Here is an 11,498-nt window from a genome sequence, read left to right as displayed (position 1 = left end):
ATCGATATGGGGTCAGTGGACGGCCAGCTGTTTCTCAACATGGCCACGGGCGGGTTCGGCAGCCAGGTCACCGCCAATACGTCCGAAGACTTGAAGAAGGTACTCGGTGGCGCCGCATACCTGTTCACCGGCCTGTCACGTTTCAGCGAGTTGAAGTCCGCGTACGGCGAATTGAACGGGCCGGACTTCCACTGGCGTGGTGATTTGCTGGCGCTGGGCATCGGCAATGGCCGGCAGGCTGGGGGCGGGCACCCGTTGTGTCCGACAGCCCTGGCCGATGATGGTCTGCTCGACATCAGTATCCTGCCGGCACCGCAGGAAGTAGTCGGCACGCTCAAGAGTCTGCTCGAGGGCGGGTTGGGGATCGATAATCTGTTCGTTCGGGCTCGACTGCCGTGGGTCGAGCTGAAGTCCGCTCAGGGACTGGACATCAACCTGGATGGCGAACCGTTGCGTGGCGAAAACCTGCGTTTCGAAGTTCGGCCCGGGGCGCTGCGCATTCATCTGCCGGCGCATTCGCCGCTACTCGGCGGGGCCAGACAAATCGGGTGAGTCCAGCCCCCCTTAGCCGCGTGGATTGCCGGCGGTGGCGTCAGTGAAGTCGCTACCGGCAAGCTGTGCTGCTACAGCAATGCCGGGTGTATCAATCATCCAGACTGATGATCTGCTCCCTGACACAAAACAACACCAGTCCCGCCACGTCATAGATCTGCAGACGTTTCATGACCTGCGAGCGGTGGGTTTCCACGGTCTTGACGCTCAGGCTCAGGCCGCTGGCGATTTCTCGGGTGGACTTTCCGCGCACGATCAGGCGCAAGATCTCCAGCTGTCGCGCGGTGAGGTTGTGATTTTCTACCGCCTCGACCTTGCTCGACTGAGCGCTGACCAGCGCCTGGTTGATCACTGTGTGGGCGATGGCAGGGCTCAGATAGCGCTCGTCATTACGCAACGCATCGAGCGCCTGTTCGATCTCTGTGGCGGTAGCGTCCTTGAGCAGATAGCCGTGGGCGCCGCCTTCGAGGGCACGCATGATCATCTGCGGGTCGGTGTGCATCGAAAGAATAAGCACCTTGCTGTCGGGCAGGGCGCGATGCAGCCGTTCGAGGGCATCGAGCCCGTTGCTTTCCTTCATGGAAATATCCAGAAGGATGATGTCGGGCTTGAGGTCCAGCGTCATCTCAAGCAATTGCTCGCCGTCGGCGGCTTCGCCAATGACTTGATAACCGGGAATGTCGGACACTAATGCCCGCACCCCGGCGCGAATCAGGGCGTGGTCGTCGACCAGAAGAAGATTACAGATCATGGATGCTTACTTATGTCAGCGCGTTCACGGGCACGGGGCGCCCAGGGAAACAGCGCTTGAATATGAGTGCCGTTGCCCGGCTCGCTGTCAACGGTGAGGTGGCCGCCGAGCAATGTCGCGCGCTCGACCATGCCCGCCATGCCCCGCTGACCCTGCGCGGCGGGATCGAGCGCGGGTGAAAATCCCAGCCCGTCATCGGAAATGCTCAGCGCCAGTCCCTCGGGACGGCGCTGAATGCGCACCAGCAGGTTCTTCGCCTGGGCATGGCGCAGCATGTTGGTGACAGCCTCCTGGGTAATGCGAAATGCGGCGACCGCCACTTCTTCCGGAATACCGGCCAGTCGTTGCTGGCATTCGAGACTCCAAAGTATTGGCGTATCCGCCAGCGTCTGCAGCAGGTGCGCGCGCAGGCTGGCTTCAAGGCCGAGACTGGCCAACTGCCGGGGGTTGAGAATGGCCGAGACGTCCCGCACCTTGGCCAGGGTTTCATCGAGGACGTTGTTGAGCATCGTGCAATGCGGATGCAAGTCTTCAGGCGCGCGACGTTGCAGCCATTCACTCTGCAACTTGGCCGCGGTCAGCATCTGACCGATATCGTCATGCAGCTCGCGGCTCAGGCGATGGCGTTCGGTTTCCTGAACCTGCAGCATGTGGTCCGCCAGTTCCTGAGGCTGGAACTGGATGGTCCGATTCGGGCGACTTGTGGTGTACCCGCAGATCAGCAAGATCGCGCCGTTCAGGACCGCCCACAGCGCGCTACCGTTGCAGAGCCAGACGGCGGCATTGCAGGCGATTGTCGCCAGGCAGACGATCACTACCCGTCCAAACACTTTGTTGGGGCTCATAAGCCGTAACTTGAAGGTCGTCTTGCTGCCATGCATAGCGGATGAAGCCGTCGGATAATCGTTGCGGATACCTGAACGATGATTGTCAGGCATTTAAGGAGGTCAACACGGCGACCCGCGCCTGCTCACCTTTAACGGTATACAAAAATACTGTTCGACATTCGATAAGGGCGATCCGAATACCGACAGGTCACCCGCGTTCGCGGGCGCCGATGTTACCTTAAATGTCGGATTTATTAAGCGTCGAATGTTAATGAGGCACCCAGATAGTTGTCTGATTAGTCAGATTCAAATCTGGAACGATGGTGCTAACCGATATCAAAGGGTATTGCTCGATATGTTCCCGCTGCAACTTCGCCTGCCAACTTTCGATACAACAGCAAGTCTCGTGGATGCCGTGTTTGGCGATGAGCCCGCGGCGGAGAGAGGATTTGTCGTTTTCAGTTCAGGCACGTGGCCCTGATCGCTGGCTCCGGCAGGGCTCATCGGTGATGGCGGTTCAGAGGGTAAGCGAGCGGTCGATACGTTCTGCCATGCCGGACTCCACAGAAGTGGTGGTTACCGGCACTGACCACTCCAGAGAAACGGCATGACCGCTTTGCGGCTGCTCAATCCCGCAGCAGCAGCCGAACTGCTCCAGCAGCTCTTGCTGCTCGCTGTCATCCAGCGGTAGCAGCCCGGTGAACGGATCGACCAACTCGACTTGCCAGGACAGCAGCGACAGACACTGACTCAGGGAAGCCAACGCTTTGGGCAGCAGGCGCCCGGAAGCGCTGGCGAAATACAGCAGGTAGCGAAGTTGTCGGGCAAATCCGGCAATGGACGGCACCGCGGCGGCATCGGCTTTACTGGCCAGTTGCTGCAGCGTACCCAGCAGGCATTCGATCGCATCCTTGTCGTCGCCGATCAGTTCCAGGTGGCTCAGGCACTCGTCGGCGCGGTTCACAAGACGCTGGGTAACGCTCAGAAAGTCGCCATGCAGTTGCTGCCATTGATTGCCGTTCAGCATGTGAGATCTCCACTCTTCATGGATAGCGATCCAGGATCGCGCGGGGCGAGTGGCCCAAAGTTAACCTCGAAGGCAACGGAAAGTCTGTAGGGCGTTTCTGAATATTGTGGTTTGTTTGCAGCAGATGATACGCAGTTCCGCGAAATGTATCCGCCGATGCCCAAGACGGCCAGGTCCATGATCACAAGTGTGACGGAAGGATCGAGAGATGCCATGAGCGCGGCCACGTACCTGACTCCATTCATTCAGTGAGAATGGCGTCACAATAATGGCTATTAGAAACCGCGAATATCAGGTTTGTCCTGATTGTGGTTAAGGGATACCCCTAGAGGAGTCTTGAGGTACTTGTTCAGTTCGGGCAGAACGCCACTATTGTCCAGCCGCTCGGTCGCTATTTGCTGGGGGTCGGATAGCCGAGAGTAAAGCATGATGTTAATGTGATATCAAATATGTTCTCAGGCTTATTTTTTCAGCATTAAGGTCTGTCCGGACGCTGCCGATAAATCGTATGCGCACTTACTAGAACCCCGCTCCAGGAGCAACAGATGGCTGGAATTCTCGACACAGTAGACCAACGTACCCAGCTGGTGGGTGAGAACCGCCTGGAAATTCTCATGTTTCGCCTGGCCGGTCGACAATTGTTCGCGATCAACGTGTTCAAGGTGCAGGAAGTGCTGCAGTTGCCCAAGTTGACCCTGATGCCCCAGCGTCATCCTTTCGTCTGCGGCGTGGTCAACCTGCGTGGGCAGACGTTGCCGGTCATCGACCTGTCCCAGGCGATCGGCATGCGTGCGCTGGTGCCGGGAGCGTCGAGCACCATCATCGTCACCGAATACAACCGTTCCGTTCAGGCGTTTCTGGTGGGTGGCGTCGACCGCATCGTAAACATGAACTGGGAAGCCATCCTGCCGCCGCCCAGCAGCGCGGGTCGTCAGCATTACCTGACCGCCATCAGCAAGGTCGACGATCAACTGGTCGAGATCATCGATGTCGAGAAGGTGCTCGCCGAGATCGTGCCCTACAACGCGAAGGTGTCCCGCGACAAACTGGAAGACCCTGTACTGGGGCGCGCCCGTGGTCGGGAAGTGCTGCTGGTAGATGATTCCAATGTCGCGCTCTCGCAGTTGCGTGACACACTCGGCCAGCTCGGCGTCAAGATGCACGTCGCCAGTGACGGCCTCAAGGCGCTGAACCTGCTCAAGGGTTGGGCAGACAGTGGCGAGGTGATGACCGACAAGCTGCTGATGGTGTTCACCGACGCAGAAATGCCGGAGATGGACGGCTATCGGCTGACCACCGAGATTCGCAACGACCCGCGCTTGCGTGGCCTCTACGTGGTCTTGCACACATCGCTGTCGGGCAGCTTCAACGAATCGATGGTCAAGAAGGTCGGTTGCGACAACTTCCTGTCCAAATTCCAGCCGGACAAACTGGTGGACGTGGTACGTGAGCGCTTGATGCTCGACAACTGATTTAGCGTGCTTCAGCCGTTTCTTTTAGCCCCTCGCTGTATGGAGGGGCTTTTTTGTATCTGTATCGTTCGCTGGCATGATGGCTCGTATAAAGTGTGGTTTTTGTGCTCAGTCATAAGGACGCGTCCATGCTGCACCTCAACGCGCTATACCGCTATCCCCTGAAATCCTGCAAAGCAGAACCGCTGCAACAGGCCGGCTTTGATGAGCTGGGCTTGACCGGGGATCGACGCTGGATGCTGGTGGACGAGAGTAATGGGCGCTTTTTCACTCAGCGCGCCTTGCCTCATATGTCGCAGCTCTCGGTGCTGTGGAACGACGCCGGCGGTGTGACACTGTCGGCGCCGGGCACCTCTGCGCTGGATGTCGCGCTGCCGGAGAATGTCGAAGACAACCTGCGGGGTGTCACGGTCTGGCGCGACACGCTGCGGGTGCCCGATGCTGGCGACGAAGCGGCGCGTTGGGTCAGCGACTTCATCGGCAAGCCCACGCGTCTGGTGCATGTCCCCAAGGAACGCGCCCGCTGGTTGCCGTCAGGCTATGGCACCGTCGATGACCGGGTCGGGTTTGCCGATGGCTTCCCGTTGCTGCTGATCGGTCAGGCTTCGCTGGACGATCTGTCGGCACGCATCGGCCGCCCCCAGGAAATGTTGCGTTTTCGTCCGAATCTGGTGGTGGAGGGCGCCGGCGCCTTCGCCGAGGATGGCTGGAAGCGCATTCGAATCGGCGACATGGAGTTCCGCCTGCTCAGCGGCTGTGCGCGTTGCATCCTTACTACCATCGATCCTGTCACGGGCGAACGTAGCGACGATCGCGAACCGCTGAGCACGCTCAAGACCTATCGCGAGAAAGAAGGCCAGATCTGGTTCGGACAGAACATGGTCAACGACGGGCCGGGTATCGTGGAGGTGGGGATGGAGGTAGAGGTATTGGAGTGAGGGTTGTTACCGACCCGCCGCTGAACAGCAGGCCATCCCGATATCCGTAGCAGCCCGGCTTGCCAGCGGTAGCGATCTTCAGAACGCCCCCGCCGGCAAGCCGGTCGTTACGGAATCTCGCATCACTCACAAATCATCGAAAAACCGCTCATGCCAGTCCACCAGCGGCTGCGGAACATTGAGCTTCTGGCCGTAGATCACCGCATAAGACAGCACGTTCTGCACATACTGGCGGGTTTCGTCGAACGGAATGCTTTCGACCCAGACATCGAACGCCAGATGGTTCGCGCCTTTGAGCCACTGTTTTACGCGACCGGGACCTGCGTTATAGGCTGCCGACGCCAGCACCCGGTTGCCATTGAACTGCGCGTGGACCTGGCTCAGATAGGCCGCCCCGAGCTGGATATTCTTGTCAGGGTCCAGCACTTGGGCGGGGGAGGCCAGCGGGATGCTGAACTTACGAGCCGTCTCTTTGGCGGTCGCTGGCATCAACTGCATCAGGCCGCTTGCACCGACGCCTGAGCGGGCGTCGTCCATGAACGCGCTTTCCTGTCGCGTGATAGCGAACACCCAGCTGGAGTGCAATCCGCGGATCTGCGCTTCCCGAACCAGGGTATCGCGGTGCGCCATCGGGAAGCGGATGTCCAGATCATCCCAGTACTGGGCCTGACTGATGGTGCGAATGGCCGGGAAGTACCAGCGCATGTCATAGGCCAGCTTGGCCTGGGCGACCATTTCGTCACGGGTGAAGCGGCGTGTCACGTGATACCACTCGCGGCGACCGTTGACCACTTCGCCACGCTCATAGAATTCAAGTGCACGGCGTACGCCGGGGGTATTGCGCACCTTGTTGATCGTCGCCTGGGTCAGCGGCAGCGGCTTGTTGTTGAGCATGTAAGGCGTCTGCGTGCGGTCTGCGGCGAGGAAACCGTAGAAGTCACGCTCCTTGGCCACGGCCTTGTACATCGCCGGCAGCAGCGGGCTGTTGGGTTGCGACAGTTCCAGCGAGCGGGCCTGCCAGTAGCGCCAGCGGTTGGTAGTCGCCAGGTCCTGAGGCAGGCGGCGGGTCAGTTCGTAGGCGTCATTCCATCGACCAAGACGCAGCAGCAGTCGCAGGCGCCATTCAGTGACGGTGTCGTCGCGAAGGTCCGGATCGTATTTGGTCATGAGTCCGAGTGCGCGATCGTCGTAACTACGCGCCAGGGTCAGGCCGATCTCCTTGGCGATCTGTACCTGTTCTTCGTGGGAGAAATGCAACATGGGCGAGTAGCTGTCCAGCAGCTCCATCGCCCGCTGCGGGTCTTGCTTGGCCAGACGCCGCAGGCCCAGACCGACGACGTCGGACATGGCTTCATCGGCAGGCATGAATTGCCCCTGGTTGTTGACCATCTCAGGTTTCTGCGCCACGGCGATCAGCAGAAGACCCTGAGGGGCGAGGGTAGTCATGCTATTGACCAACTGGTTGGCCAGCGCATAGTTGCGCGCCTGCGCCGCCAGTTTGGCGCGCTGCCAGCGCTTCTGTTCGGTCAACTGGCCTTCAACGGCCCACTGGGTGAAGAAGGTGTCGCAAGCGGTTGGCAGGGTCTTGCCGGTCATCCAGAGCTTTTCGGCGTTGGCGTAGCCTTCCGAGCGCAGGTTATGGCTGAGCTGGTAAGAGCCGTACAGGCAGTCCAGTTCGGCAAAATTGAGTTTGGGATCGTAATATTTGACGAACGGTTGCCAGTCGCCACGGGACGCCAGCAGGCGCAGCCAGCGCAACTTCATGAAGTTGGCCTGGGGCAGGTCGCCATGTTCTCCAAGGAAGCGCTCGACTTCATCATTGCTCGCGGTGTTCAGGCGAGCGGTCAGCTCGTCGTACGCCAGATAAGGCTCGAGCGGGTAATCGGCCAGCGCCTGCCCGTACATGCGATACGGGCCGGCATCGCCCTTGGCCAGGGCCCGTTTGGCTTGATCGTAGTATTGACGTTGGGTGGTGAGATCGACCGCTTGGACGGACTGGGCAGCGGTGGCCGACAGAAGCAGGCAGGACAAAAGGCTTAACAAACGACTGCGCATGAGACTTCCGTGCAGATGAACCGTGAAAAGTGTCGCTAGCTTAGCCTGTTGCCAGCGCCGGTTGAAGCGCGAAGGTGTCGGGGGGAACGGATAGAAACAAATGATTGCAGTTGAGGACAGCGGGATGGCTCTAGATTCTTGCTTTGATGCTCTTTGGGCTCATTCGTGAGCAGGCTCTCTCCCACATTGTGGCAATGTGCCGCATTCCGATAGACCGAGTGCGTTGCCTTGAACCAGATCACAAAAAACTGGGCCGGGCACCAGGCTACCAACCCGGTCCAGCAGGCCATGGCACGTTGCCGAAGATGTAGGAGTGAGAGCGCTCACGAATAGGCCCGCCGGGCACCTGAATAACGTTTTAAAGCCATCCCCCAGTATCTCAGGTAGAATGCGCCCCCGGTTTTTGGAGAAGCTCATGACCCTGCTCAAATTCAGCGATGTGTCCCTTGCGTTCGGCGCCATGCCGTTGTTGGACAAGGTGTCCTGGCAGATCGCCCGTGGAGAGCGGGTCTGCATCATCGGCCGCAATGGCACTGGTAAATCCAGTATGTTGAAGCTGGTCAGGGGCGTGCAACTGCCCGATGACGGCAGCGTCTGGCGTGCGCCGGGCCTGAAGATCGGCGAATTGCCCCAGGAACTACCCGTGGCCGACGGCCGCACGGTTTTCGACGTGGTGGCTGAAGGCCTGGATGGCGTGGGCGCCTTGCTCGCCGAATACCACCATTTGAGCCAGAACATCGTCACCGCAGAAGATCTCGACAAGCTGATGCACGTCCAGTCGGATCTCGAAGCCCGTGACGGCTGGCGCCTGCAGCAACTGGTCGACAGCACCCTCAGTCGCCTGCAACTGCCCGCCGACAAGACTCTCGCCGAGCTGTCCGGCGGCTGGCGTCGTCGTGTGCTACTGGCCCAGGCTCTGGTTTCCGAGCCCGATCTGCTGCTGCTCGACGAACCGACCAACCACCTGGACATCGGCGCCATCGCCTGGCTCGAAGAAGCCCTGAAGGAATTCCAGGGCGCGGTGTTGTTCATTACCCACGACCGGTCCTTCCTGCAAAACCTTGCCACGCGCATCCTTGAACTGGACCGTGGCGGCCTGATCGACTGGAATGGCGACTACGCCAGCTTCCTGGTGCACAAGGAAGCGATGCTCGCGGCCGAGGAAACCGCCAACGCGTTGTTCGACAAGCGTCTGGCGCAGGAAGAAGTGTGGATTCGTCAGGGCATCAAGGCCCGTCGTACCCGTAACGAAGGCCGCGTACGCGCACTCAAGGCGTTACGCGTCGAACGCGGCGAACGTCGTGAGCGCACCGGCAAGGCCAATATTCAGTTGGACACCGCCGATAAATCCGGCAAACAGGTCATGGTCCTGGAAAACGTCAGTTTCGCTCACCCGGGCGGGCCGACGCTGATCAAGGATTTCTCCATGGTCCTGCAGCGCGAAGACCGCATCGGCCTGCTGGGTGCCAACGGTACCGGCAAGACCACGCTGCTCAAGCTGATGCTCGACAACCTCAAGCCCACCAGCGGCTCGGTTGAAGTCGGTACGCGGCTGGACGTCGCGTACTTCGACCAGTTGCGTCACCAGCTAGATCTGGAAAAGACCGTGATCGACAACGTCGCCGAAGGACGTGACTTCATCGACATCGACGGCCAGAGCCGCCATGTCCTGAGTTATCTGGGCGATTTCCTGTTCAGCCCTCAACGTGCACGCACGCCGGTCAAGGCGCTGTCGGGTGGCGAGCGCGCGCGTTTGCTGCTGGCCAAGCTGTTCAGCAAGCCAGCCAACCTGCTGGTGCTCGATGAACCGACCAACGACCTGGACGTCGAAACCCTCGAGCTGCTCGAAGAAGTGCTGTTGACCTTCAAGGGCACCGTATTGATGGTCAGCCACGACCGGGCATTCCTCGATAACGTCGTCACCAGCACCCTGGTGTTCGAAGGCGAGGGCAAGGTGCGGGAGTTCGTGGGTGGCTATCAGGACTGGCTGCGTCAGGGCGGCTCACCGCGCCTGCTGGGGGTGACCGAGAGTAAGTCCGGCAAGGCTGACTTGAACTCCGCGATCGTTGAGCCCGCGGCAGCTCCTGCCCCGGTACAGGAAGCAGCGCCTGCCGCCAAGAAGAAACTCAGCTACAAACTTCAGCGCGAGTTGGAAGCGTTGCCAGGTGAGATCGATGCCAAGGAGCAGCAGATCGCCAGTGTTGAGGCCCAGATTGCCGACCCGGCTTTCTACCAGCGTCCAGCGATTGAGACTGCCAAGGTCCTGGCTTCGCTTGAGCAGTTGAATAAAGAGCTGGATGTGCTGGTCGAGCGTTGGGCCGAGCTGGACGAGTGACCGGCTAACGCTGCAAAAAAAGCCCGAGCCCCTTCAAGGGTTCGGGCTTTTGTTTTGACTGGGCGGTTACTCGGCGCGTTTGACCAGCCGCACTGCCAGCACGTCGCAAGGCGCGCCGTGCAGTACATCATTGGCGGTGGAGCCCAGCAGCAGCGACAGGCCGTGGCGGCCATGACTGCCGACGACGATCAGGTCGACATGGTTGTCTTTCGCCAGTTGATGAATTTCCTGGCGAGGCTGGCCATAGGTCAGATGCGCATCGCCAGTTTTTACATCAGGGTATTTCCGTTTCAGTGCTTCGAGTTTTTCCTTGGCTTGATCGAACTGTTGTTGCTGGAGTTGAGACAGGTCCATGGGCACATCGCCGCCAAAGGCCATGGCCATGGGTTCGACGATATGTACCAGCGAAAGCTTGGCGTCTGGATTGGCAAGCGTCAGCCCAATGGCTTTCTTGATAACGGGGTCGCACTCTTCAGTGAGGTCCACGGCTACCAGAATGTGTAAATAGGACATGGGATGTTCCTTCTGAGGTCTGCGATGGTTTTGATTATGGCTCTTTTCGGGCGCTTCATGGCACGCCTTTGTGTTTTGTTCGCCGCTCGTCGCGGTGGGGGCATACAGATATGACGGTGTGGATAGTGCTGTCAATCATTGCCGTTGTTTTAAGTCCTCTTGTATGGCTGCGGCCGTCCCGTTCCCAGAGCGGGCGCATGGCGATGCGCATGGAGGCTCGACGCATGGGACTGGCAATGCAGCTGATCCCGCAAGAGTGGCCACATTGGCTGCCGGTGGAGCCGCCAAGTCCCTGCGCACAATATCACCGGCCTCGCGCCCGTCGGGAGCCCGACGCGTGGGTCTACTGGCAGATGACCCCCGGAAACTGGGTCAATCAATGGCGCGAGGCATGTGACGATGCGCGCTTGCTTGCGCATTTTCAGACGCTGCCGGCTGATGTCTACAAGGTCGAGGCAGGCAAGCATCTGATCGCGCTGTATTGGGGCGAGCGGGGCGACGCGCGAGTGTTGCAGTGTATTGCGACCGTGCTGAAGGGACTGGCTTAGGACATACGCCTGTCGAGCGCCAAATCTCAGGCATTAAAAAGCCCGATAACAACATCGGGCTGGGGTTGGCCAGGCAGGCCGTAATCTGTGTTGCTTTGCGGTGCAATACCGCAAAAGACGTACCGATTCGTTTCACTGTATCTCCGAAAAACGACCCGTCTTGATGCGCAGTGCGCTGAATTTAGACCTATTTGGTGCATTTGTCTGCCGCGGATCCAACTATTTTTTGGAATTTGCATACCGGTCGTCGCTTCCTGCGTTTACTTCACGTCGCGTTTAGTGAACGCAGTCATTTCACTGAATGCTCACCTATCAAGTGTGTCTTTTACCTGCAATTTGCCGGTTTTGCCCGCTGTCTGGCGAATTGACAATTGCTGGAATATGGCCGAAGGTAGGCGCACCCAAATCAAACGGGCGTATGAATTGAGCGTTTGCCGTAGGAATGCTCTTACAGACACCCGAATCGCGTCGACGGGGTGC

8 protein-coding genes and 2 pseudogenes are annotated in these 11,498 nt (G+C 59.3%); 5 read left to right on the top strand and 5 right to left on the bottom strand.

Features of this window, described 5'->3' with window-relative positions:
* Window positions 1-552: pseudogene (locus tag CE491_RS06620) on the top strand (lipid kinase YegS); the annotation flags it as partial.
* A gap of 91 nt (window positions 553-643) precedes the next feature.
* Here the strand turns inward: CE491_RS06620 and CE491_RS06615 are convergent.
* The 3 genes and pseudogenes from CE491_RS06615 to CE491_RS06605 all read right to left on the bottom strand — a co-directional run.
* Window positions 644-1,303, bottom strand: a complete 660-nt coding sequence (locus CE491_RS06615) for a response regulator transcription factor (protein ID WP_110947552.1) — start codon at window positions 1,301-1,303, stop codon at window positions 644-646.
* Window positions 1,300-2,148: a sensor histidine kinase gene (locus CE491_RS06610; RefSeq protein ID WP_407681333.1), complete on the bottom strand. Its 849-nt coding sequence runs from the start codon at window positions 2,146-2,148 to the stop codon at window positions 1,300-1,302. Before CE491_RS06610 ends, CE491_RS06615 begins: the two co-directional genes overlap by 4 nt.
* A 631-nt stretch (window positions 2,149-2,779) precedes the next feature.
* Window positions 2,780-3,157: pseudogene (locus tag CE491_RS06605) on the bottom strand (hypothetical protein); the annotation flags it as partial.
* A gap of 545 nt (window positions 3,158-3,702) precedes the next feature.
* Between CE491_RS06605 and CE491_RS06600 the strand changes: the two are divergent.
* Together CE491_RS06600 and CE491_RS06595 are read left to right on the top strand one after the other, a co-directional pair.
* The gene (locus CE491_RS06600; protein WP_110947551.1) at window positions 3,703-4,629 is read left to right on the top strand and encodes a chemotaxis protein CheV; all 927 of its coding nucleotides are present in this window, start codon (window positions 3,703-3,705) and stop codon (window positions 4,627-4,629) included.
* 128 nt (window positions 4,630-4,757) lie between these two features.
* Window positions 4,758-5,567, top strand: a complete 810-nt coding sequence (locus tag CE491_RS06595; RefSeq protein ID WP_110947550.1) for an MOSC domain-containing protein — start codon at window positions 4,758-4,760, stop codon at window positions 5,565-5,567.
* A 126-nt stretch (window positions 5,568-5,693) separates the two neighbouring features.
* Here CE491_RS06595 and CE491_RS06590 read toward each other — a convergent pair whose 3' ends face one another.
* Window positions 5,694-7,622 carry a transglycosylase SLT domain-containing protein gene (locus CE491_RS06590; RefSeq protein WP_110947549.1) on the bottom strand — a complete coding sequence of 643 codons (1,929 nt, stop codon included), beginning with the start codon at window positions 7,620-7,622 and terminating at the stop codon, window positions 5,694-5,696.
* A 415-nt stretch (window positions 7,623-8,037) separates the two neighbouring features.
* Between CE491_RS06590 and CE491_RS06585 the strand changes: the two genes are divergently transcribed.
* Entirely contained in the window at window positions 8,038-9,957 is a 1,920-nt protein-coding gene (locus CE491_RS06585; protein ID WP_110947548.1) for an ATP-binding cassette domain-containing protein, read from the top strand.
* Window positions 9,958-10,023: 66 nt separating this feature from the next.
* On the opposite strand, the gene CE491_RS06580 is transcribed toward CE491_RS06585, so the two are convergent.
* Window positions 10,024-10,470, bottom strand: a complete 447-nt coding sequence (locus CE491_RS06580) for a universal stress protein (RefSeq protein WP_110947547.1) — start codon at window positions 10,468-10,470, stop codon at window positions 10,024-10,026.
* Between the two features lie 110 nt (window positions 10,471-10,580).
* On the opposite strand from CE491_RS06580, the gene CE491_RS06575 reads away from it, so the two are divergent.
* Entirely contained in the window at window positions 10,581-11,018 is a 438-nt protein-coding gene (locus CE491_RS06575) for a hypothetical protein (protein WP_110947546.1), read from the top strand.
* Window positions 11,019-11,498: the final 480 nt, after the last annotated feature.

This window comes from Pseudomonas bohemica, from assembly GCF_002934685.1.
Taxonomy (GTDB): domain Bacteria; phylum Pseudomonadota; class Gammaproteobacteria; order Pseudomonadales; family Pseudomonadaceae; genus Aquipseudomonas; species Aquipseudomonas bohemica.
This window is presented reverse-complemented; position numbering and strand designations above follow the sequence as displayed.